The sequence below is a fragment of the Dyella soli genome (assembly GCF_054482295.1).
The window spans coordinates 2,201,882-2,223,461 of sequence record NZ_JBTFFU010000001.1; the positions used below are offsets into that span (position 1 = coordinate 2,201,882).

A 21,580-nucleotide genomic window follows, 5' to 3' on the forward strand; every position below is an offset into this window, starting at 1 on the left:
CGCGCAGCGCGCTGGTCAGCGCCGTGTCGCCAGCACGCCATCCAGCGCCAGCTGCGCCTTGAAGCCCGCCTTCTCCAGCCGCCGGGCCACTTCGCGCGGAACGTCACGATCGCTGGTGAGCTTGTTGGGGCTGCCGGTGTAGTGGAACAGGCGTCCGTTGCGGCGGAGCACGCGGGCCAGCTGGTCGTAGAACACCTGCGAGTAGAGCTCCCCGGCGATGCCGAAGCGCGGCGGGTCGTGCAGCAGGGCGTCCACCGAAGCGTCGGCGATCTGCGTGATGGTCTGCGACACATCGGCATGGGTGAGCTGCAGGCGGCCGCCGCTGGCGGGCGCATCCGGATCGGGCGACCACGGGTTGAGCGTGCGCAACCACAACACGTCGGGGTTCTTCTCGAACGAATGGATGCGCGACACGCCCGCTTCCAGGCAGCAGGCGGCGAAGTAGCCAAGGCCGCCGCAGGTATCCAGCAGGACCTTGTTGCGCGGCTCGACCAGGGCCACCTTGCGGCGTGCATCCTCGAACGGCGACTCCTTCGAGGTGGGCAGCATCTTGATGCCGTCGATCTCGAACGTGGGCGCGCCCCATTCGGTGGGCACCAGCTTGATCAGCGAGCCGGAGAAGCGCGACACCGGCGTGAACTCTTCGCCATCCCAGTAGTAGATCGTGCGGTCCTTCAGCTTCGGGGGATACGGGTAGCGTTGCTCCATCCACGTCCACGCGTCCGCCTGCAGCAGCGCCTGGCCGCTTGAACGGCCCAGGTCCAGCGTGCCGGTCCAGTCGCCTGCACCGGCATCCCGTGCGGCCAGCAGTTTCTCCGCGACGGGACGCGTGAGCAGGGGACCTGAATAATGCGACACGGGGGCTGATCTCCTGGAACGAACGGGTGCAGCGGCCCGGGGCACCGGGGCTGGCGCCGGGCCGGGGCCCTGCCGATGCCATGGTTCGGCACGGTGCGGGGTGGCAAAGGCCAGCGATGATAAACGCTGGCCTCCCCCGGCTGACGCACCCGCCCAGCCCACCACCGGCCCACTCCGTCAGCTTGCCGCAAGTAACGGACCAAGCTGGCATTGTGCGCCAGGTCCGAGCATTGGCGACCGACTTATTGGCTATATTGTCCCGGTAGATTCTTGCGCCAAGGCATTCGATGGACAGCTCTAGCCACATGCCGCCTCCCGCACCCTGGAAGCGCCGCTCAGGCCCGCAGGGCACGCGGCTGTTTTCCGCCGAGGAACTCAGTCGCCTCGCGCGGGCGAGCGGCCCTGCGTCCGACGGGCGCGCCAGCGTCCGCGAGCCGGTGCTGGAAGGCCTCAACGAAGGGCTGGAAGGACATCGCTTTTCGCTGCGCCCCGGCCGCCAGACCATCGGCCGCCGCGACGACAACGACATCGTGATCGGCGACCAGAGCGTCTCCTCGGCCCATGCGTGGGTGATGAACCAGCAAGGCCACTACGTCGTGATGAACACGCTCTCCACCAACGGCACCTTCGTCAACGGCAGGCGCGTGCATGAAGCGACCATCAAGCATGGCGACCGCATCCGCTTCGGCCAGGTCGAGTTCGTGTTCCTGACCCGCGAGCCCGGCCAGCGCACACACGTACGCCTGTACGCGCTGGCGGCGGGCCTGCTGGTGCTGGCGGGCCTGGCCGCGCTGGCCTGGTGGCTGCTGTAGGAGCCGATGCATGACTGAACGCACCGCTCCGCGCGCCATCGGGCGCTATCGCATCGACGGCGTGCTTGGCGAAGGCGCCATGGCCATCGTGTATGCCGGTTTCGATCCGGGCATCGACCGGCCGGTGGCGATCAAATGCCTGCATCGCAGCATGGCCACCGATCCGGGCTCGCAGGATCGCTTCCTGCTGGAGGCACGCGCTTCGGGCCATCTGGTCCACCCCAACATCGTCACCGTGTTCGACACCGGCGAAACCGACGATGGCCGCAAATACATCGCGATGGAACGGCTGTCCGGCGAAACGCTGGCCAGCCGCGTCGCACGCGATGGACTGCCGCCGCTCTCGGTGACCATCGAGCTGGCGACGCAGATTGCCTCGGCGCTGGATTACGCGCATGGGCAAGGCGTGATCCATCACGACGTCAAACCCGAAAACATCATGCTCGCCGAGGACTGGCACTACGCCAAGCTCAGCGACTTCGGCACCGCCGAGCGCCGCGCGCTGCGCGATCCACGCCATGGCGGCGACCTGCAGATCGGCGGCACGCCCGCGTACATGGCGCTCGAGCGCCTGCGTGGCGAGCCCGCCGACGCGCGCAGCGACCTGTTTTCGCTGGGCGTGGTGTTGTACTGGCTGGTCACCGGCAAGATGCCGTGGATCGAAACGCAGGACCTCAATCGCCTGATCAGGGACCGGCAACGCCGGCCTCGCCCCACCATCGCGCCGATCGATCCGGCCACGCCCGCGATGCTGGTCGGCATCGTGCGCACCCTGCTGTCGCCCACCGCCGATGCGCGCTACCAGAACGGCGCCGAGGTCATCGACGACCTGCGCCTGGCGCGTCGCGAATACGAACGCTCGCACGAAGCGCCGCTGGCCGCGCGCATCATCTCGCTGCGCCTGCGCTGGATCGGCGGCCTCGCCGCCATCCTCTGCCTGGTGCTGTTGCTGGGACTGACGACGATCTATGCCAAGCAGGGCGACGCCGTCACCGGCCTGGCCCAGGACTTCGGCAGTTCGCTGGGACGCATGGTGGCCAGCGAATCGGCGGAAAACCTGCTGCTCGGCGATGACGCCGCCACCCGCGCGCTGGTGCTGGACATCGCGCGCAACAAGCAGATTCATTACCTCGCCATCGCCAATCGACAGGGTGCGGTCATCGCCAGCACGCGCGCAGCCGAGGTCGGCCATCCGTTCGCCAGCGCGCAAGCGAAACCACCGGCGGTCAGCAGCGCCGTCGACAGCTATCTGGGCTCCGTGGCCGAAGGGCCCCAGGGCAGCGAGATGCTGCTGTTCGACCTGCCGATCCGCTACCAGGACAAGCTGGTGGGGGAGTTGCGCCTGGGCGTGGGCAATGAGCCGCTGCTGGTCGCGCAGCGCACCACGCTATGGGTCATCGTGGCGGTGCTGCTGGTCACGCTCACGGCCGTGGTGGGCGCTGCCTACTGGCTGTTCCGCCGCCCGCTCGCCCTGCTCGGCATGCTCGGCGACGCCTTGATGCGCGTGGCGCGTGGCGACTACCACTACCGTATCCGCCTCGTGCGCCGCGACGAACTGGGGCGGCTGTTTGCCGCCTTCAACCTGATGAACAGCGCACTGCAGACACGCGAGCCCAAGGATGGCGCGCCCACGACCGGCCACGCGGCGGACGACGCCAGCCAGGTCACCCGGGTGATCGCGCCGCCGGAAGCGAGCAACGACCCGCGCTAGCGGCTCGCGGCGGCGCGCTGCCCGGCCGCTTCAGATCTGCTTGAGCCGGTGCTGCAGTTCGATCGCACGCGCACGGTAGATCGTCGCGCGTTCGTAGCCCGGGTCGATGGCCAGCACGTGGTCCCACAGCGCAATCGCCTGGTCCAGCTTCTGGTCGCGATACAACACCACCGCACGCTCGTGGTACGAGGCGAGCAGCTGCTCGCGCAATGGCTGGTTGGCGGTCGGCTTCAGGTGCGGATCGATGTTCAGCGCCTGATCCAGACGCGCCAGTGCCTGAATCTTCTGCCCCTGCTTGAGCAGGGCGTCGCTCTCCGCCTGCAGGCGCTGCGCGCGGGCCGCGGGCGTTTCGGCGGCGGCTGGCGCCGCCTCCGGCGCGGCGGCGGGCGGTGTCGCGGCGGCGGCCGCGGCGCTGCTGGCGGCATTGCGACTGGCCCCACCCGACTTCGATGAAGCAGCCTCCGGCAGCGGCGCGCGCGTGCCCAGGGTGGGCAGGCGCAGGGCATCGCCAGCCTTCAGCGTCGACGGATCGGTCGAGCCGTTGTAGCGAGCCAGCACCAGGAACAGGCTGGAATCGCCCAGATAGCGCGCGGCCAGCGTGCTGTAGGAATCACCCGGTTGCGCGACGTAAGCGCGCGACGAGGCGCCGAGCATGCTCTTGGGCTCGGCGGTGAGCTGGCGCAACAGCTGCTGCGCGGAGCGGTCGCCCGGGTACTTGGCGAGGAACTGGCGCAGCTGCTGCTCGCCCTCGGCATAGTGCCCGTGCTGAAGATAGTTGGTGGCGATCGCGCCGGGCGGCAGCGGCTGGGCCACTTCCGGCGCAGCCTCGGTCGTGCTCGCCGGTGCCGCGGTTTCGGCCGGATGCGAGCCGCTTACCCGGGACTTGAGCGCGCTCATCTGGGCGCAGCCGGCCATGCTCAGCAGGGCCACCGAAAGCACCAGCTGCGTCGCCAGCCGGCGGCCGGCGCGCGTGAAACCGATCGATCGAAGCAAGGTCACACCTCGTTGCGCATGGTGGGGGCCTGCTCGCCGGGCCATCGCCCCAGCGAGGCGACCCGGCGCAGCACCAGCCCGATCCTGTCACGGCATCGCCGCCACCATCCAGCGTAGCCGGGCCGCACGAGAATAAGTGCGACATTGTCCCCATCCCGGCCACCGCGTTCGACTGCCAGCGCCAGCGCCTCGCGCACGGCGTCGTGCTGGTCGGGGCGCCGCGCCAGCTCGGCCAGCTCGCCCGCGCTCAACTGCTCCCAGACGCCGTCGCTGCACAGCACGAAAGTGTGGCCGGGGCGCAGCTCGGCGCAGCCATGCTCGACGACGGGCGCCTCGGGTCCGCCAAGCCCCCGCAGCAAGCGGTGCTGATCGGGGTCGCTGGCCAGCTGCGATTCGACCAGCTCGCCCCGGCTCAGCTTGAGCTGGGACAGGCTGTGATCCTCGGTCCGCCCGATGCAGCGCCGGCCCTGGAAGCGGTATAGACGGCTATCGCCGACGTGTACCCACGCCACCCGTTTGCCACGGATCATCAGGGCCACCACGGTGGAGTGCGGCTCGCCGCTCGACAGGCCATCGCGTCGACGCCGCAGCTCGGTATGCGCTTCCTGGCAGAGCAATTCGAGGAACAGCGCGCCGGGCTGCTGCTCCCAGATGCGCTGCTCCCACAGCGCACGGGCCACCTGGATCACCCCGTCGGAGGCCAGCTCGCCCGCGCCATCGCCACCCATGCCATCGGCCAGCACCAGCAGGTGCACGTCCGCGGCCGCGTCATGCAGGCAGATCAGGTCGTCCTGTTGCGTCTCGCGCCCGCCGCGGGCACGGCCGGCAGCAACCCATCGGGTCGCATGAAAATCGACAGCACCGTCCATCGATCGTCTCCCCCCAACGCATGAGCGCCCCCTTCAGGCCGAAACCTGCCGGGACTTGCGCCGACCCTGCCCCTCATCCGCCCCCGCTACTCCGGGCCAGCTCGAGCCCAGTGTAGATAACTGCCGGAGCGAGTGCGATGGCCCGGGGGCGGCCCTCCCTGCACTTGCCCCACGGGCTGGCGTGGGCTACGGCGTTGCCGGCAATGGCCTTCCGGGCGCCCCGGTTGTGGGACGCAGCCACCGCAGCCTTGAAGCGATGGTCAGAGCGATTCACTACCCGGAAGGCCTGGACGTGGCACGGAGTGAACGCCCAGGCCCTCACATCGTTGCTTCCTCAGCCCGTGGACGGTGACTTGTCTCCAGGAACCGGCGCGCCCTGCGGCCTGATCGACACGCATTTGATGGCAGTGCAGTAATACCAGCTGCAGGCGCCCGATGCGGTGCAGACCTTCACCATGCAGCCATTCGGGTCGCACAGGGAGCCACCGTCTTCCGGCTGTACGGTGAACCGGTTGCCGACGGTATCGGTAAATACGTTGGCGGTCCCCTGCACCGGGGTCAGCGTCAGCGACTGCTGCGGTGTCGTCTTTGCAGTGACAGGCACCTTGGCGCCTGGCGTCTGCACCGACGAAATGTCTGATGCGAACAAGGCGACAGCCAGTCCCAGAAGCATCTTTCGAAAGATCATCGCGTTCTCCTTTCCAGTCCCTTTGAGTCGAGCGCCAGCCGAGATCAGGTCATGCCGGTGGTAGCCGGGGAAGAACTTCGTTCCGATGCGTGCCACCACGCCAGCGGCTCCCGCCCGCTGGCTGTCACCTTATGCGCCCGCTGATCCAGGCTCGCATATCGGATCAGGCCCGAAATGGCGTCGGCGTGGCTGGACAAGGAGGCGACCCGGGGAGCTCGTGAAGAAGGATCAGGAACATCCAGACCATGGATTGTCCCTGTCCCTCGGTTCGCCGACAGCGCCGGCGCTCAAGCTCTCATCAACCGTCACACGTCCTTGCTGAAGGCCCGGTATGCCGCGAGCGTATCCAGCGATTCGCGCAGCAACTTGATCTTGCCGCGCTCGGCGACCAGCCGCCCGGCATAGGTCTGGCGATAGATTTTTCCGGTGGAACGCACGGCCGCCTCAACGCTGTATTCGCCGAACGCCTGGTCAGGCGTTTCGATGAAAATGCGGATGTCCTGGAAGCGGAAGTCCGGCACGTTGGCCAGCAGGCTGGCAATGAACTTCTCGATCGCAGCCGGCCCCTGTGCGCGGGCGTCGATGCCCATCGAGGCGAGCGCCGGCAGTTCGAGTACACCGTCGTCGGCGAACAGTGCGGCCACGGCGGCCGGATCCTGTATCTCGGAAAGATAGGCCCGCAGCAGTTGGGTGGGAGTAAGCATGGGAGTCTCCTGATGAATGTTCAGATCTGCGCCGTGCCGCCATCGACAAACAGCTCGATGCCGTTGATGAAGCTGGCGTCTTCGGACGCAAGGAAGGCCACGGCCTTGCCGATTTCTTCCGGCTCGCCCAGGCGCCCCATCGGCACCACGCTGGCGAGCTGGGCAAAGAGGCCATCCTTGTGTTCCGGCGGCACCAGCCCGGCCAGGCCAGGCGTGCGTACCGGGCCCGGGCTGATCACGTTGATGCGGATGCGACGCGCCTTGAGGTCGAGCAGCCATGAACGGGCGAAATTGCGCACGGCCGCCTTGCTCGCGCTGTACACACTGAAGTTTTCGGTGCCCTGCAGCGTGGTGGTCGAACCGGTGAGAATCACGGCGCCACCATCCACCAGCAGCGGCAACGCCTTCTGCACGGTGAACAGCACGCCTTTGACGTTGCTCGCGAAGATGCGGTCGAAGTGCTCCTCGGTAATCGCGCCCAGCGGCAACATGTCGCCACCGCCAGCATTGGCGAACACGATGTCCAGGCGACCCGTCTCGCGCCTGATCCGGGCCATCACGCGATCCAGGTCGGCCAGGCTCGCGGCATCGGCCTGGATGCCCGTCGCCGCGTGGCCGATTGCAGCCACCGCTGCATCGAGTTCGGCCTGGCGCCGCCCGGTGATGTAGACCTTTGCACCGCGCGAAGCGAACTCCTGCGCCGTGGCCAGGCCAATGCCCGTGCTGCCGCCGGTGACAAGGGCAACCTTGTTGGTGAAGGACGTACTCATGGAAATCTACCTTTGCGTATGAGGGCTGATTGCCGACGCGCTTAACGTAGATCCGCGGTATTAGTTGATAAAGCCGCCACTAAAGCATTCTTTATCCACCCACATGGACAATCGCCATGGACCAGCTGCTTGCCATTCGCGCCTTCGCCCGCGTGGTCGAGGCGGGCAACTTCACCAAGGCCGCCGATTCGCTGCAGCTGCCGAAGGCCACGGTGAGCAAGCTGGTGCAGACGCTGGAGGCGCACCTGGGCGTGCAATTGCTCCAGCGCACGACGCGTCGCATCGTCGTCACGCCTGACGGCTCCGCGTACTACGAAAAGAGCGCGCGCGTGCTGCGGGAACTGGAAGACATCGATACCAGCTTCAGCGCCGCGCAGGCGCGTCCGCGCGGGCATCTGCGCGTGGACCTGGGCTCGTCGGTGGCAAGCCGCCTGCTGGTACCCGCGCTGCCGGACTTCCTCGCCCGCTATCCGGATATCCGCATCGACCTCGGCGTATCCGATCGCCACGTGGATCTCATCGGCGACAACGTCGATTGCGTGATCCGTGGTGGTGCGCTTACCGATCCCGGCCTGGTAGCGCGCACCATCGCTCGCGCCGGCTGGATCACCTGTGCTTCGCCGGAGTTCGTCAAGCGATATGGCAGGCCGAAGTATCCGCAGGACCTGGGAGAAACGCATCCGGTGGTGAACTATCTTTCCGCCCTCACCGGACGCCCGCTTCCGATGCACTTCGAGAGCAATGGGCGCCGGCTCCAGATCAGCCCCCGCCATGCCGTCGGCATCAACGAAAGCAATGCTCACTTTGCCGCGGGACTGGCGGGCCTTGGCGTGATCCAGACGTTCGCCTTCATCGCCCGCGATGCCGTCGCCAGCGGCGAGCTGGTCGAACTGCTGCCGCGCTGGCGACCCAGGCCCTACCCCCTGCATCTGGTCTACCCGCCCAACCGCCATCTGTCGCAGCGCCTGCGCGTGTTCATCGACTGGCTCGCGGATCGCTTCCAGGCGCAGCTCGAGCCCGGAAGCGCAAAGCGCTGATCACTTGAACAGGGGTCGGAGACACTCGGCCGATCAAGTGACCGGGAGCCCACGGTTTCGATAGGATGCCCCGGGCCGTCAGGCCGTGGAGTTGGACAGGGGAAGCACAGGCATCGCTTGCGCAGCGGATCCAGCCGCTGCCCGGCAGCGCCTTGTCCGCGCCACGGCACTTGCGGCAAGTGGCAGGCGTACTGATGCCTGCCTCGGCAACCACCACCCCCAGGCCGGGAACACCATGAAGAAGCTGGCGTCTGCACTGCTGCTCGTTTGCGCATCGGCGCATGCCTCCGATGACGGCTTGGCCCACGCCAACTACGCCCAACTCCAGGCGCAGGCGTTGGTGGCCTCGGCCACGACCTGGGGCCAGGACTACCTTCGGGCACTCTATGGCAACCCGGTGCTCAAGCAGGCCAGTGACCTGTTGCAACGCTGCGCGAAGCTGGCGCCCACGCCGCACGAGGAATTCGACGTAGTGGGTGTGGTCAAGGAAGACCAGCGCCTCGCCTACGCCCACGTGCAGCCGGAAACGCCGGTGACCGTATGCTTCCGCGACGGGCTCGCGCAGATCGATTTCCCCTCGGCCGGCGCGCATGCACCGCTGGCGGTCAGCCTGCACTACGAAGCCAGCCTGTGGATGCCGCTGTCGCCATTCCTGCCCCCGGGTGCGATTCCGCGGCCGCCCGCACCACCGTCGGCACCCGCTTCGCTGCCAGAGCGCATCAACGCACCCCCTGTGCAGTACCCGCTGCAGGCCCTGGCCGCGAACGAGGGCGGCACCGCCATCGTGCTGGTCGGGGTCAATGCAGCCGGCGGCGTCGATTTCGTCAGGCTGCAGACCTCGAGCGGTCGCGCGGACATTGATGCTTCCGCCATGGATCACGCCAGGCGCACGCTGTTCAAGCCCGCGATGGCCAACCTCAAGCCGATCGCCCGCACCGTCCGCATTCCCTACAACTTCAGCTTCGACGCGTGGCCCGCCGACAAGGCCGCCATGGTGGCCGATTACGTCCATGCCGTCGGCGATGAGATTGCCCGGCACTGGACGCCGCCCTCACCCGCCAGCGCGGGTTCCCACTGCGTGCTCGGCATCAGCCAGCAAGCGGACGGCACCATCACCGATGCCGAGCCGCTCGACACCTGCGAGCTCGACGACAACGCGCGCGCCTCGCTGGTGCAGGCGGTGAAGAGCATGGGCGCCCTGCCGACGGTCGGCTATGACAAGGTTTTCAGGCCGTGGTTTGTGTTCGACGTGGTGACGAAGTAAGGCCGCCGGCTTGTCGCGGAAGGGTCATAAAGAAAGATCAGAGAAAGCTTGCGGCGAAATATCTCTGACATCTTTTGCGTCTGCTTCAAAGAATTTGCGATCCGAGCAAACATTTGTCGTCTTTTTACGACTTACTAAGATTCCCGTGATGACAGTTCAACAATCACTCGCCTAATCTGGCCTTGCTCCCGAGTTGACTGGACGACTCGGACAAGCAGGCGACCGCCATACTGGCGGAGCACCATCAGCCTACTGAAAGGGGCTGGCTGGACAGACCGATGGGCGGCCGCGCATGGGCCGCCCATTTCCTTTTCTGCAGGTCGATCAGGTCACCTGAGCGACCGCGACCACAGCTCCTCGGAAACGATCGACAGGTTCTGGCCTTCGGCCCGCAGGGCCATCGCCTCTTCGATCTTTCGCCCGAAGCAGGAGTGGGTCCAGTCGCGCGAGCCGATCTCGCCGACGACGAGGAATCGCACGCTCTTCGAAACGGTCGGCTTCACCTGGCCTCCGCGACGCTGGATGGCTTCCACCACATCCCTGCGCTGCCCGAAGGAAAAGACGCCGGTCACGGCAAAGACGTGCCCGGCAAAGGTGATCTCGGGCGGCGGGTTGTCGAATGGAAGTGCGGTCGACAGGCTGGCGGAGCTGCCTGCCGCATGCGACTCGCCCCCGACCGTCCGGACCAGCACGTCGAGCAAGTCCTTTTCCTCGTCGCTGTCGAGCACGCCGTCGAACATGGCGCCCTGGACACGCTGGTACAGGACATTGAAAGGATAGACACCGATGAATTCGCGGTGGCGTTCGAGCCAGTCCAGCAGGAAACGGGCTTCCTGCAGGTTGACGGTACCGTCGGCAAGAATGCCTCGGCAGATGCCAATGAGCTCGTCGGTGCAGCGGTCTTGCCGTGCACGATCGGACATCGTCGGGATAGGTGCGCGAGAGCTGAAAATCCCCATCGCAGTGACTCCGCATCAGCACACAACCAGTTCCATGCGCGCAGCGATGGCTCGACTTTCGACGCAGGTGCGCGCGGATCAGCAATATCGTACCGAATGCAGCGACTGCGCAAGGCGCAAGCCATCCGATGCACAAGGCATGCGCCGGTGCCCTTCACCGGGTTTTCACGCGGTCGTAAAGCGCGGCGAAGAACAGGGCCACGTTCGCCGCGCGTCGTTCCAGATCCGGGGGCGTCCCAAGGCTGGCCCTTGATGCCAACGCCGAGGGAAGTCCATGGACGACGACGCCCCTGTCCCATCAACGCATGTGCCGCGTCGGCAAGCCCTGACAGGCGGCGAGACTTGCATTTGCTAATTTCGGCGTGTCACTCGCGGCGTTCTTCACGGGGCAACGCGAGTGACCATGGCAGCAATGTCATGAGGCGCGGGCCGCAGGTGTAACGAGCACCTACGACCCGCTAACCATTACCAACTAGACGAGAGTTGATCATGGCTGTCCACGATCATACGGCACCCGCACGCCCGTCGTACCCGACGGACGACGCGTTCACCGCGGGCTCCGCCGCCGACCGGCCAACGTCCGGTCCGGCACATTCGATGCGCCTCTCCACCCTCGATGACATAGCGTTGGCGCACCACGCGCTGGCACAACTGTGGCTCGAGGACGAACGGTTCCGCGTGGCCCGGGAAAGGCATATCCACGCAGAACCCATGGCATGGCCGCTCACACCGATGTTCAAGGAAGGCGTGAGCGTCGCCATTCGGTGTCTCGAACTGTACGCACTCCAGCTCGCCGGCAAGCAGAAAGCGAACGCGTAAGCGAGTCCGATGATCGTCCCCGCGGTGCATCGGCCAACCCGGCGATGCACCGCACCTGGCGATACCGCACGCCGCTACCTGTTGATCCCCTACACGGATCGCCGAAAGCGATGATCCCTCGATTCGCCGTGCCTGACGCCAACATGGGCCGTTGCTTTCTGTGTTGTTGGCATCCTCGCGCCACGCGAGCACAAGCGCGATCGGCGCTTCAATTGACCAGATCGACCAGCGTTTGTGCCTCACGAACGAGCGCTGGATACGCAGCCGTTCCAGGCAAGCGCCGGGCATAGCAGCGAATGAACGCGTTGCTTGCCTGCCCGTACCAGTCAACATCGGAAGCCGAGGGGTCATTCCTTGCCCTCGCAGCGGCGTAAGCGGCCTCCCGGGCCAGTGCTTTTTTGCTGTCCTCTGCGAACGCCGCCGCGCATTCGGGGATGGCGGGCGCTACGAGCAACTTCCTAAACAGCACAACTTTGTCTCCCTTCATCACCGCAACCAGGACACCTTCCGGCGACGCGGGTGCAGGGTCGTCCTGCGCCGGAACGTACAGCATTGCTCGGGCCAAACCGACACCCTGGAAGACGGGTAGCTCTGCGTATTTATAGAAGTGAACGTCATCGTCGCCGACGGCCATAGAATGAAAATCTTCGGAGGCAAACGCCTCGCCGAAGTCAGCCGTACCTCGCTTCGGCGGGTGCTTCAGAAGATCGGGGGTGTCCCGGAGCCACACCTGGAGTAACGGCACCGTCGTCACGACCGCCCTGGCCTTTCCATCGAAAGAGTTGACGGCGATGCCATCCAGCCCGCCAAAGCCCAGTTCCTGGAACAGCGTCTCGACGCTGTAGGTGCCGTTAGTCGGAAAGCCCGCCAGATGGATGGGTCCGACTATCCCCTGCATCATGCCCTGTAACTGCTGCAGCGCTTCCTTGTTCTTCTGATCCAACTCCGCATCAGACAAGTGGCTGCTGTTGATCTCCGCAATGGCCTTGTCCCTCGCCGCCAGATAGGCCGCAGAGGCGGAATCCATGGCATGCGAAGCGGAAGACAGCAGCGCGCATATCCATACCACTGCTACAGCGATCCTGCTCATAGGGGTCCTTGCGGTAGAAGCCCGAAAACTGAGAACGATGAAGTGGGAACAGGGTGTAGGCCCCAATACGGGCTCATTTCCCTTTGGAAACTCCTAAATTGCCCCTGACGCCTTTTCCTTAACCCGCTTCGGAGGCACCTTGAGCGGGATCATCACACCGAAGGATGTTGATGACGTGCCTCGACTGAAACCAGACCTCCAACCCAGGGGTGATGTCGTCGGTGCAAGAAGGCTGATTGTCCAGCTCGCCACGATACCAATCATCCAGGCGGCCTGTTACCTGCACCCACATGCGCTCGCCAAGGTCGACCACCTCGCCCCCTTCTTCGGCGACGCGGATGTAAAACCGGATCTTCGCCAGATCCCCGGGCCGAATGGATAAACGATCCGCCAGGGAGGGTATCCAATACGTTTCTGGTGCGGCGGCATGCGCGACCTCGCCGTCGTCAATCATCCAGCCGTCGATATCGATGGAAGTCAATCGCGGCAAGCTCACGAAGAATCTCCTGGTGCTTACGGCAAAAATCGTGTCAGGGACAATTTGCTCAGGAATCAACCTGGCACGGGTAATTGACCCTGGCACCATTTCCGGCCTGTTCTTGATCAGACGCTACGTTGCGGGTAGACGTGGTAACGATGCGGCCCCGTCTGCTCGACCACGACGCAGTCGCCGGCCTTGAGTTGGTGCCTCTCGAAGAATTCGCCCACCCAGGCGCGCCGCCGGAAGATTTTCTTGTCGCCGGCGATATCCGTGACAACCGGCTCACCGATGCCGGAATGCACTTCCAGCAACTGAGGGGCCCGCTCGGCGTCCGAACTGCCGCCGACCGAGGCCGCGGGGAACAGGTCCATGATGCCGGTGAGATACAGGTGATCGTTGTTGAGATTGCCCTGCGTCAGCTTGATGATGCCGTGTCGCATGTGCCCTCCGTGGCTTGATGGATTGATGAGGGAATGGGGTCAGAGACATTTCTCAATTTAATGTCGCTGACCCCTCTTGTTGGGTAGATGGCTAGGCGGTCAGGGATGAAGCTCAGGAAATGCGATCTTTAAGCCAGGCAAGGAGACCAGCCTCCAGCACCTTGCTGGCAATGACACCCGGACCCCAGAACGTGATGTTGGGTGGAGGATCCCGGTGAATGACGCCGGAGTGCCAGACGTAAAACATGCGGGCGTGGGCGTCCGTCCCCGCAAAGGTGTCGGCGTACCCGTCGAACTGCTTGGTATTCGTCGTGGATTTCACTTGTACGAAGGCTCGCTCGCCGGTGGTAGGCAACAGCAAGTCCAAGTCCACCGTCTTCTGTGAGCCGCCCGTTCGCGTCTGTCTCCGCCAGCCGCTGTGCGCAAAGATAAGCTCGACCATCAGTTCGAAATCCAGCGGGGCGAGCAGTCGAACCATCGCCAGGATCTGATCTAGCAACACCTTTTCGGTGGCCTCTGCTGCCACAAGTTCCGGAGTCTGTTCGTCGTTGATTCTGCGCAGCAGATAGGCCGTTTCGGCCACTTCGCAAATTGTCCCTCGATACATCTGAGTTCTAGTCAATTTGCCCGAGAGTCGGCTCACCAAAAGCGGCTCACCGCCAAGGCTCGTCTTCTTCCATCCAGCTACAGTTTGACGCACGCGGGCCCCATCCTTTTCAAGATCGGTCCCCGGAACGCCGTTCGGATGACACCACCAGAGATATCCCTTGGCGAAAGTAACGAAGATGGCGCTTTCGTCGGCCTCAAAGAACGTCTGGATTTGGCGAGCATCGTTCTTTCCCGTGCTTGCGTTCTTTCGCCTTTCGGCCCAAAACTCCTGAACTCCTTCCCAGTCTCCGCTCACGCACAGGTCCAGCGGCGTGGGGCTATAGCCAAACCTGATCGTTCCGGTTTCCAAGCAGAGATGTTCCCATTCACCTCCTTCGCCCAGCTTGATGAAATAGGCCTTGGTATTTGCCGGCAACCTATTCATCGTCTGTTCGCTCCCCGATACCCGGAATCCGGCCTAGGAGGTTCAGGAATATCTCTGCCCAGCTTGGCGTAAAGGTTGTTCCCAATCAGCACGCGGATGCCCTTGCTGGCGATTTCCAGATCAACGTTTGTATATCCCTCAGGCAATGCGCTGGTGAGATGTGCCATCCCCTTGTTTGCCAACTCGAAGATGGCCACTAGTGCGCGCTCACCGTGATCCCGTGGGCCTTCGTAGGTGTCGAGCGCCACAGAAGGAGAGAGACAAGCAGCATCGCATGGATGGGGCCGTCGGAGTCCAGCGTGACTGTCGCCCCAGGTTCGCCGGCTCTTTCTACCTTGTACTGGTTGCTGTTCCACCCGCCGCTGACCAGGTGGGTAGCGCCGAGCGTGGCGTCAAAGATGCGCTTGCCCGCGCCCGGCCATGGGGCACTGCCCATCATGGAAAGTCCGAAGACGCTTGGACCGAAGGTGATGGTGCCGCGCTGATCGGATCGCCCGGTGAAGGTGATATCGCTGAGCGTCGTCAGCGCCAGACTCTTCACCTCGCGATTGAACAGGCCGCTGAGAATGATCACGCGCTGATCGGTGACGCCATAGACGGTGCGCTTGCGCAGGTAGGCGTCGGCAAAGAAACGCCCGACGATCATGTACAAGCCGATCAACACAAAAGGGATGCCCCACAGCTCCATGATGACTGGCGCGTCCTTGGCGGAAGTCACCGAGTACTCCCAAAAGATCGCGAAGCCGCCCCACAGCAGGCTGAATGGTACCGCCAGGAGATCACTGGCACGGAAGAGCAGCCCCTGTTTCGGCACCCCATTCCAAAGCAACCGCTCATCCCGCCCAAGCTCCTGCCTGAGCGCCTGCTCACTTGAAAGCGACATCTTCTTCCCCCTTTTCCTTCGTTCCAAGCCGATAAGAGAACCTGTCCCCTTTCCTCCCACTACCCACTCGTGCTTTCCAAGGCCGCTCTTAAAGCGCTGAGAACCAGACTCGACTTTTCAACGACGGTCTCACTTACCACGGGGTCCGCACCGTGAATTATTGAATTGCGAAGAGTGATCAAATCCTTGAGCCTATCAAGGAGGCGAGCGTCGATCTTGTTATTGCGATACAAAATGTCCGCCAGCCTAGAATTCGATAATCGCCTCTGCGAGGTGGTCCTATATGCAATGGTCGAAAAAGCCTTATACGGATCCCCAGCAGCGAAGAGCAGATCCTCAATCTGATTATAGTTCCTCAAAAACGCCTCTAGCCCTCCCTTAGTTTCACTCGAGCGACTGGGGTCCAGTTTATTTTGAAGGCGCTGACTAGCCGCTTGAATTCTCTTGGGTGCTATAACGTCGAAGATAAAATAGGTTATGGCAAGAAGACTTACGACAAACGACGATTGAGCCGTGTTCACAATAATAGTGCGGACTGTTGGCTCACCGTAAGCTTCATATGCTATTGCCAAATTGGATAGGAGCAAAGTAAGTAAAACAAAGGCAGTAACAAACAGGAGAAGTAACGAATATCGCCGCTTCAGGCTCTCCACGACGTCCATCAACGTCTCATCTTCAAACTCCTCGCGACTAAGTTCGTTTCGAAAGAAGATAAACCCCGTGATGGTCAAGCCATATATCCCAGCTATCACCTGCGCGGAGGTAGAAAACAGATAAAGAACCTGGCTCTCATTTAATGAAATTAGATGCCGCTCCAAGCCTATTAGGCTTGTTGAAATAGATAGAATGAAGAATAGGCCAAGAAGTAAAAGCACGCTCTTTGCCGGCGACCAGTTCCGTTTCATGCAGCCTCTGATATCGACAGATAGACAATCGCACTGTGCACATTGAAAATAGATTGTCGGACGTCTTCTAGAATTAGACGCAGCAATGCGCACCATCACCCGCCGGACTTTGCGGCGGCATATGCCTTCCAGGCAAGCATCGCTCGGCGTAACCAATGGCGTTGCTCATACCTGACTCCGTCCTGTGCGGCCCCGCTAACACTTAGGCTGCTGGAGTAGCTGTCGCGGCCACCCTCATAAGCTCTTTAGAATGCCGAAGAATGTCAGCGGCACGGTCCATGCTGGCCTTATCATCCTCGGCGCCATTTAGCATCTTCTGTATCTCAACTAGAAGTTGAGCTTCTAACGCGTCAAGTGTGTAGTAGAAGGCCTCCGCTCCATGCTTATCGATATAGTCGCCGTAGTGAGGTAAGGCGACCTTAATGAGATTTTTGATCTTACCTTCATCTAGAAGACCATTGGGATTGACGCCGTTCTTTAGGGCATGCCATTGAATGACAGCATGGCTAGCCACTGCCTGCATTGCTGAGTACACGGCCCATACCATGGGCGAGACGAATGGCCGCGCCTTAGCAGCGCTAGCATGATCCAACTTTTTTGGATCGAATCCGAAACCAAGCATTTCAACGAATCGAAGAACCTTCTCGTCACGCCCTGCCATTTCCCCAATGACATCAACCCTTATTGCGGAAAGCGACGCAGCCAAAACCCTTACCTGGCCCAACGCCATTACTGATGCCCAAACCTGGTCCACCCCCTCGAGACGACGCTTGTCGATAGCAGCCTGTCGTGTGGACATTGTGGCGAGGGCGCCAGCCCTTAGAGCCTCGATTTCAGCCGCTCTTGCCTGCAGGACTGCACGGAGCTCGTCCTCGCCCCGTCTGTAGTCCGCGCGAGTCTTTTCGAGCTTTTCATTGAACTCATGCTCGACACGTTTCGTCAGACGCGTCGATATGAGGTTGCGCGCTAACCAGAGCCCTGCCGCGAATAGCGACGTCGTTGTAATTGCAGGAATCCAGGCCATAGCTAGAGCCCCAGTGAAGTTTGAAGAGAAGTGCGACGCAACGTTGAAATCAAGGGGGCAATTTCATCTGACAACGTAGCTCACCATCTCAATCGACGCACGGTCGTCTTCGACAATCGGTGCAAAAAAAAAGGCGGCATCACTGCCGCCTTCTCTGGACGCATGTCAGTACCTACAAGCCAATCTCAGCCACACTTGCTATACCCACAATTCAAGCAAGTCTGGCAGCCGTCCATCAGCACCAGCGCCTGGGTGTTGCACTTGGCGCAGAGGGTTGCGCCGGCCGGGAAGCCGGTGGAGGCTTCGGCGGGGGCGTCGGTGGTGGCGGCAGCGGACTTCTTGCCGCTGGCAGCTGCCTCGTAGGCGGCGCGCTTTTCGGCGACCAGCTTGCGGGTGGATTCGTCCATCTCCGGGTCGTGGATCAGGCCGATCATCTTCATGTGCTGCTCGATGACGGTGCCGATCTCGGCCACGATGGAGGGCATGTAGACGCCACCGGCCTTGAAGTAGCCGCCGCGCGGGTCGAACACGGCCTTCATCTCTTCCACCAGGAAGGTGACGTCGCCGCCCTTGCGGAACACGGCGGAGGTGATGCGGGTGAGCGCCACGATCCACTGGAAGTGGTCCATGTTCTTCGAGTTGATGAAGATCTCGAAGGGGCGGCGCTGTTCGTACGGGGTGCCGGCGTTGAGCACGATGTCGTTGACGGTGACGTACAACGCATGCTCGAACAGCGGCGACTTGATCTTGTAGGTGGAGCCGACCAGCGTCTCGGGACGCTCCAGGCTCTCGTGCATCTGGATCACTTCCGCCTTGGGCGCTTCCTTGGAAGCGGCAGGGGCGGCAGCGGCGGCGGGCGCGGCCTTGTCCTCGGGCTTGACGACGTTGTAGCCCTTGATCTTCTTTTCGATCTTGATCGCCATGGTGTGTGCTTCTTTTGGAGTAGTTGGCGGCGCGCGACGGCTTGGGTGGTCGGCAGGAGGGCCGTAGTCCCTTATGTTGGGACTGGGGCCAGGGCCTTAAAGGCGCTGGGTTCCTGCTTTCGCAGGAATGACGGGACGACTGAAGCGTCCTGTTCCCTTGGGTCCTGTCGGTGACTCTGGAACGACCCGGCCCGGCGGGTTAGCGCCGGGCCGGACCGCGGTACGGCTTACTTGCGGCGGGCGGTTTTCTTGGCGACCTTGCGGACCGCCTTCTTCACGCCTGCCTTCTTGCTGGCAGTGGACCTCTTGACCGCCTTGGCGGCCTTCTTGCCGGCGACCTTCTTGGCCACCTTCCTTACTGCGGCCTTCTTGGCCGTCTTCTTGCTGCTGACCTTCTTTGCGACCTTGCGGGCGACGGCCTTCTTGACGGCCTTGCGTGCCACCTTCTTGGCAACGCGCTTGGCCACGGCCTTCTTGACCGCCTTGCGGGCGCCCTTCTTGACCGCCTTCTTGGCGACCTTCTTGGCGACCTTCTTGGCAGCTGCCTTCTTGACCGCCTTCTTGGCGACCTTCTTGGCGGCGGCCTTCTTGACGGTCTTCTTCACCGCCTTCTTCACGGCCTTCTTCGCGACCTTCTTGGCAGCAGCCTTCTTGGCGGTCTTCTTCACCGCCTTCTTCGCAGCCTTCTTGGCCGGAGCTGCCTTCTTGGCCGGAGCCGACTTCTTCTTGGCACGGGCCTTCTTGGGGGCGGCCGGCGTCACAGCGACTGCGGCAACCTCCACCGGCGCATCAACAACCAGTGCGACGTCTTCTTTCATTGCGACTTCGGTATCGATGGACATGCTTGTAATCCCCTCCGACGTGGATTTTGGAACTTGTAGTGAGCCTTGCCTCTAGGTACCCGAAACAGCTTTCGCAAGCATGCCGGCACCTGGAGGCCAGGTCCCGGCAGCGAGTTTAGAACTTTCCGTAATACCCTTCCTTCAAGGCATCGAACAGGTTGGCGGCGGTATGCATTTCGCCGTCGTATTCCACTTCTTCGTTGCCTTTCAGTTCCACAACGCTACCGTCTTCCAATTCGAAGCGATAGAGGGTGCTCTCAAGATCCGCTTCCTTGACCAGCACGCCCTGGAAGGCGGCGGGGTTGAAACGGAAGGTCGTGCAGCCCTTCAGACCCTGCTTGTAAGCGTAAAAATAGATGTCCTTGAAGTCTTCGTACGGGTAGTCCGTGGGCACGTTCGCCGTCTTGGAGATGGACGAGTCCACCCACAGCTGGGCGGCGGCCTGGATGTCCACGTGCTCCTTCGGCGAGATGTCGTCGGCCGAAACGAAGTAGTCCGGCAGCTTGGCGTGGGCCTCGCTGGAGAACGGCATGGCGTCCGCGTTGATCAGCGCGCGGTAGGCCAGCAGCTCGTAGCTGAAGACCTCGACCTTTTCCTTGGTCTTGCGGCCTTCGCGGATCACGTTGCGCGAATAATGGTGGGCAAAGCTCGGCTCGATGCCGTTGCTGGCGTTGTTGGCCAGCGACAGCGAGATGGTGCCGGTGGGCGCGATCGAGCTGTGGTGGGTGAAGCGCGCGCCGGTCTCGGCCAGCTCGGCCACCAGGTTCGGGGCCACGCTGGCAATGCGCTGCATGTAGCGGCTGTACTTGGCGTGCAGCAGGCGGCCCGGAATGGTGTCACCCACCTTGTAGCCGTCGGTGACCATCTCCGGACGCTTGCGCAGCATGTCGCCGGTGACGGTGTAGTCGCGCAGCAGCACCGGGGCCGGGCCCTTTTCGCGGGCAAGGTCGAGGGCGACTTCCCAGCCGGCCACGGCCATCTCGCGGGAGACGTCCTCGGTGAAAGACACCGACTCGGCGGTGCCGTAGCGCATCTTGAGCATGGTCAGCGTGGTGCCCAGGCCCAGGAAGCCCATGCCGTGGCGACGCTTGGAGAGGATCTCGTCGCGCTGCTGCGGCAGCGGCAGGCCGTTGATCTCCACCACGTTGTCGAGCATGCGGGTGAACACCTTGACCACTTCGCGGTATTCGTCCCAGTCGAAGCGGGCCTTGGGGCCGAACGGGTCGCGCACGAAGGTGGTGAGGTTGACCGAGCCCAGCAGGCACGAGCCGTACGGCGGCAGCGGCTGCTCGCCGCACGGGTTGGTGGCGCGGATGTGCTCGCACCACCAGTTGTTGTTCATCTCGTTGACCTTGTCGATCAGGATGAAACCCGGCTCGGCATAGTCATAGGTGGACACCATGATCATGTCCCACAGGTGCCGCGCACGGATGTGCCCGTAGACCTTGCAGGCGACCAGGCCGTCCTCGCGCTCCACGTAGTTCTCGTGGGTGGGCCATTCGCGCCACACGACCTTGGCGGCGTCGGCCAGGTCGATCTCGCCCTGTTCCTTGACATGGATCGGGAACACCAGCGGCCAGTCCTGGTCGTGCTCCACCGCCTGCATGAAGCCGTCGGTAACCAGCAGGGACAGGTTGAACTGGCGCAGGCGGCCGTCTTCGCGCTTGGCGCGGATGAATTCCTTCACGTCCGGATGGGCCACGTCGAAGGTGCCCATCTGCGCGCCGCGACGGCCACCGGCCGACGACACGGTGAAGCACATCTTGTCGTAGATATCCATGAAGGACAGCGGGCCGGAAGTGTACGCACCGGCGCCCGACACGTACGCGCCGCGCGGACGCAGCGTGGAGAACTCATAGCCGATGCCGCAGCCGGCCTTCAGCGTGAGGCCCGCCTCGTGCACCTTCTCCAGGATGTCGTCCATGGAGTCGCGGATGGTGCCCGACACGGTGCAGTTGATGGTGGAGGTGGCGGGCTTGTGTTCCAGCGCGCCGGCATTGGAGGTGATGCGGCCGGCGGGAATCGCACCGCGGCGCAGCGCCCACAGGAATCGCTCGAACCAGTGCTCGCGCAGCTCCGGGGTGGCTTCCACCTCGGACAGGGCGCGGGCCACGCGCTGGTAGGTCTCGTCGACGCTGCCGTCGACGGGCTCGCCCGACTTGGCCTTGAGGCGGTATTTCTTGTCCCAGATGTCGTAGGACGCCGGCTGCAGCGGAATGGCTGCGGTATCACGAATTACGGCTGGTGCACGCATGGTGCTCATCGGCTTCCTGACCTCGCGGTACGGCCTTGCGGCCCCGTTGGTTTTTGTTTTACTCGGCTAAGCCGTCCACGTCAGGCCATGCACCGGAAAAAACCAAGCCAGCACAGCGGCCCGACCCGACGTTCCATGCCTTGACCTCCGACAACTCCCCCTGACCTACGACAGCTCCCCCTGAGAGAGGCCTTGTGACACCAGCTCTTGGGTTTGATCCC

At 63.2% G+C, this 21,580-nt stretch carries 22 protein-coding genes; 5 read left to right on the top strand and 17 right to left on the bottom strand.

Annotated features, from left to right (window positions below):
- Nucleotides 1-15: 15 nt before the first annotated feature.
- On the bottom strand, nt 16-858 hold the full coding sequence (locus tag ACXU4B_RS10155) for a class I SAM-dependent methyltransferase (RefSeq protein ID WP_131410143.1): 843 nt from the start codon (nt 856-858) through the stop codon (nt 16-18).
- A gap of 305 nt (nt 859-1,163) precedes the next feature.
- Here ACXU4B_RS10155 and ACXU4B_RS10160 point away from each other — a divergent pair, with 305 nt between their 5' ends.
- Together ACXU4B_RS10160 and ACXU4B_RS10165 are read left to right on the top strand one after the other, a co-directional pair.
- The gene (locus tag ACXU4B_RS10160) at nt 1,164-1,670 is read left to right on the top strand and encodes an FHA domain-containing protein (protein WP_131410145.1); all 507 of its coding nucleotides are present in this window, start codon (nt 1,164-1,166) and stop codon (nt 1,668-1,670) included.
- Nucleotides 1,671-1,680: 10 nt separating this feature from the next.
- Nucleotides 1,681-3,381 (top strand): protein kinase domain-containing protein, encoded by a 1,701-nt coding sequence (locus ACXU4B_RS10165; RefSeq protein WP_131410147.1) that lies wholly within the window; start codon nt 1,681-1,683, stop codon nt 3,379-3,381.
- Nucleotides 3,382-3,411: 30 nt separating this feature from the next.
- Here ACXU4B_RS10165 and ACXU4B_RS10170 read toward each other — a convergent pair whose 3' ends face one another.
- From ACXU4B_RS10170 to ACXU4B_RS10190, 5 genes are all read right to left on the bottom strand, one after another.
- Nucleotides 3,412-4,374 (bottom strand): LysM peptidoglycan-binding domain-containing protein, encoded by a 963-nt coding sequence (locus ACXU4B_RS10170; RefSeq protein ID WP_240734069.1) that lies wholly within the window; start codon nt 4,372-4,374, stop codon nt 3,412-3,414.
- 2 nt (nt 4,375-4,376) lie between these two features.
- The gene (locus ACXU4B_RS10175) at nt 4,377-5,243 is read right to left on the bottom strand and encodes a PP2C family protein-serine/threonine phosphatase (protein WP_131410149.1); all 867 of its coding nucleotides are present in this window, start codon (nt 5,241-5,243) and stop codon (nt 4,377-4,379) included.
- A 334-nt stretch (nt 5,244-5,577) separates the two neighbouring features.
- Nucleotides 5,578-6,030, bottom strand: coding sequence for a hypothetical protein (locus tag ACXU4B_RS10180; RefSeq protein ID WP_131410151.1), 453 nt, complete (start codon nt 6,028-6,030; stop codon nt 5,578-5,580).
- 206 nt (nt 6,031-6,236) lie between these two features.
- Nucleotides 6,237-6,635, bottom strand: a complete 399-nt coding sequence (locus ACXU4B_RS10185) for a nuclear transport factor 2 family protein (RefSeq protein ID WP_131410153.1) — start codon at nt 6,633-6,635, stop codon at nt 6,237-6,239.
- 20 nt (nt 6,636-6,655) lie between these two features.
- Entirely contained in the window at nt 6,656-7,405 is a 750-nt protein-coding gene (locus ACXU4B_RS10190) for an SDR family NAD(P)-dependent oxidoreductase (RefSeq protein ID WP_131410155.1), read from the bottom strand.
- Nucleotides 7,406-7,521: 116 nt separating this feature from the next.
- Between ACXU4B_RS10190 and ACXU4B_RS10195 the strand changes: the two genes are divergently transcribed.
- Both ACXU4B_RS10195 and ACXU4B_RS10200 read left to right on the top strand, forming a co-directional pair.
- Entirely contained in the window at nt 7,522-8,442 is a 921-nt protein-coding gene (locus ACXU4B_RS10195) for a LysR family transcriptional regulator (protein ID WP_131410157.1), read from the top strand.
- A 235-nt stretch (nt 8,443-8,677) separates the two neighbouring features.
- On the top strand, nt 8,678-9,706 hold the full coding sequence (locus ACXU4B_RS10200; RefSeq protein ID WP_131410159.1) for an energy transducer TonB: 1,029 nt from the start codon (nt 8,678-8,680) through the stop codon (nt 9,704-9,706).
- Nucleotides 9,707-10,035: 329 nt separating this feature from the next.
- Here the strand turns inward: ACXU4B_RS10200 and ACXU4B_RS10205 are convergent, their stop codons facing one another.
- Nucleotides 10,036-10,629: a BRCT domain-containing protein gene (locus ACXU4B_RS10205; protein ID WP_165583181.1), complete on the bottom strand. Its 594-nt coding sequence runs from the start codon at nt 10,627-10,629 to the stop codon at nt 10,036-10,038.
- 525 nt (nt 10,630-11,154) lie between these two features.
- Between ACXU4B_RS10205 and ACXU4B_RS10210 the strand changes: the two genes are divergently transcribed.
- Nucleotides 11,155-11,484, top strand: coding sequence for a hypothetical protein (locus ACXU4B_RS10210; protein ID WP_131410163.1), 330 nt, complete (start codon nt 11,155-11,157; stop codon nt 11,482-11,484).
- A gap of 208 nt (nt 11,485-11,692) precedes the next feature.
- Here ACXU4B_RS10210 and ACXU4B_RS10215 read toward each other — a convergent pair whose 3' ends face one another.
- The 10 genes from ACXU4B_RS10215 to ACXU4B_RS10260 all read right to left on the bottom strand — a co-directional run bounded on the left by ACXU4B_RS10215 (nt 11,693) and on the right by ACXU4B_RS10260 (nt 21,368).
- Nucleotides 11,693-12,574, bottom strand: coding sequence for a hypothetical protein (locus tag ACXU4B_RS10215; RefSeq protein WP_131410165.1), 882 nt, complete (start codon nt 12,572-12,574; stop codon nt 11,693-11,695).
- Between the two features lie 118 nt (nt 12,575-12,692).
- Complete coding sequence (locus ACXU4B_RS10220; RefSeq protein ID WP_205746549.1) at nt 12,693-13,070, bottom strand: hypothetical protein; 378 nt, start codon at nt 13,068-13,070, stop codon at nt 12,693-12,695.
- Nucleotides 13,071-13,177: 107 nt separating this feature from the next.
- On the bottom strand, nt 13,178-13,495 hold the full coding sequence (locus ACXU4B_RS10225; protein WP_131410167.1) for a hypothetical protein: 318 nt from the start codon (nt 13,493-13,495) through the stop codon (nt 13,178-13,180).
- A gap of 112 nt (nt 13,496-13,607) precedes the next feature.
- Complete coding sequence (locus ACXU4B_RS10230) at nt 13,608-14,528, bottom strand: hypothetical protein (RefSeq protein WP_131410169.1); 921 nt, start codon at nt 14,526-14,528, stop codon at nt 13,608-13,610.
- A 196-nt stretch (nt 14,529-14,724) separates the two neighbouring features.
- Nucleotides 14,725-15,411, bottom strand: a complete 687-nt coding sequence (locus tag ACXU4B_RS10235) for a hypothetical protein (RefSeq protein WP_131410171.1) — start codon at nt 15,409-15,411, stop codon at nt 14,725-14,727.
- 59 nt (nt 15,412-15,470) lie between these two features.
- On the bottom strand, nt 15,471-16,316 hold the full coding sequence (locus ACXU4B_RS10240; protein ID WP_131410173.1) for a hypothetical protein: 846 nt from the start codon (nt 16,314-16,316) through the stop codon (nt 15,471-15,473).
- Between the two features lie 202 nt (nt 16,317-16,518).
- Nucleotides 16,519-17,340 (bottom strand): hypothetical protein, encoded by an 822-nt coding sequence (locus tag ACXU4B_RS10245; RefSeq protein ID WP_131410175.1) that lies wholly within the window; start codon nt 17,338-17,340, stop codon nt 16,519-16,521.
- 185 nt (nt 17,341-17,525) lie between these two features.
- Entirely contained in the window at nt 17,526-18,263 is a 738-nt protein-coding gene (locus tag ACXU4B_RS10250; protein WP_131410177.1) for a TSCPD domain-containing protein, read from the bottom strand.
- A gap of 227 nt (nt 18,264-18,490) precedes the next feature.
- Nucleotides 18,491-19,105 carry a histidine biosynthesis protein HisIE gene (locus ACXU4B_RS10255; RefSeq protein ID WP_205746550.1) on the bottom strand — a complete coding sequence of 205 codons (615 nt, stop codon included), beginning with the start codon at nt 19,103-19,105 and terminating at the stop codon, nt 18,491-18,493.
- Between the two features lie 115 nt (nt 19,106-19,220).
- Nucleotides 19,221-21,368 carry an adenosylcobalamin-dependent ribonucleoside-diphosphate reductase gene (locus ACXU4B_RS10260; protein ID WP_131410179.1) on the bottom strand — a complete coding sequence of 716 codons (2,148 nt, stop codon included), beginning with the start codon at nt 21,366-21,368 and terminating at the stop codon, nt 19,221-19,223.
- Between the last annotated feature and the right edge of the window lie 212 nt (nt 21,369-21,580).

Coding starts and splice junctions, on each gene's coding strand:
- ACXU4B_RS10160 (WP_131410145.1), top strand. CDS start 1,164: ATGCCGCCTCCCGCACCCTGGAAGCGCCGCTCAGGCCCGCAGGGCACG.
- ACXU4B_RS10165 (WP_131410147.1), top strand. CDS start 1,681: ATGACTGAACGCACCGCTCCGCGCGCCATCGGGCGCTATCGCATCGAC.
- ACXU4B_RS10175 (WP_131410149.1), bottom strand. CDS start 5,243: ATGGACGGTGCTGTCGATTTTCATGCGACCCGATGGGTTGCTGCCGGC.
- ACXU4B_RS10185 (WP_131410153.1), bottom strand. CDS start 6,635: ATGCTTACTCCCACCCAACTGCTGCGGGCCTATCTTTCCGAGATACAG.
- ACXU4B_RS10190 (WP_131410155.1), bottom strand. CDS start 7,405: ATGAGTACGTCCTTCACCAACAAGGTTGCCCTTGTCACCGGCGGCAGC.
- ACXU4B_RS10195 (WP_131410157.1), top strand. CDS start 7,522: ATGGACCAGCTGCTTGCCATTCGCGCCTTCGCCCGCGTGGTCGAGGCG.
- ACXU4B_RS10200 (WP_131410159.1), top strand. CDS start 8,678: ATGAAGAAGCTGGCGTCTGCACTGCTGCTCGTTTGCGCATCGGCGCAT.
- ACXU4B_RS10205 (WP_165583181.1), bottom strand. CDS start 10,629: ATGTCCGATCGTGCACGGCAAGACCGCTGCACCGACGAGCTCATTGGC.
- ACXU4B_RS10210 (WP_131410163.1), top strand. CDS start 11,155: ATGGCTGTCCACGATCATACGGCACCCGCACGCCCGTCGTACCCGACG.
- ACXU4B_RS10215 (WP_131410165.1), bottom strand. CDS start 12,574: ATGAGCAGGATCGCTGTAGCAGTGGTATGGATATGCGCGCTGCTGTCT.
- ACXU4B_RS10225 (WP_131410167.1), bottom strand. CDS start 13,495: ATGCGACACGGCATCATCAAGCTGACGCAGGGCAATCTCAACAACGAT.
- ACXU4B_RS10230 (WP_131410169.1), bottom strand. CDS start 14,528: ATGAATAGGTTGCCGGCAAATACCAAGGCCTATTTCATCAAGCTGGGC.
- ACXU4B_RS10235 (WP_131410171.1), bottom strand. CDS start 15,411: ATGTCGCTTTCAAGTGAGCAGGCGCTCAGGCAGGAGCTTGGGCGGGAT.
- ACXU4B_RS10240 (WP_131410173.1), bottom strand. CDS start 16,316: ATGAAACGGAACTGGTCGCCGGCAAAGAGCGTGCTTTTACTTCTTGGC.
- ACXU4B_RS10245 (WP_131410175.1), bottom strand. CDS start 17,340: ATGGCCTGGATTCCTGCAATTACAACGACGTCGCTATTCGCGGCAGGG.
- ACXU4B_RS10250 (WP_131410177.1), bottom strand. CDS start 18,263: ATGGCGATCAAGATCGAAAAGAAGATCAAGGGCTACAACGTCGTCAAG.
- ACXU4B_RS10255 (WP_205746550.1), bottom strand. CDS start 19,105: ATGTCCATCGATACCGAAGTCGCAATGAAAGAAGACGTCGCACTGGTT.
- ACXU4B_RS10260 (WP_131410179.1), bottom strand. CDS start 21,368: ATGAGCACCATGCGTGCACCAGCCGTAATTCGTGATACCGCAGCCATT.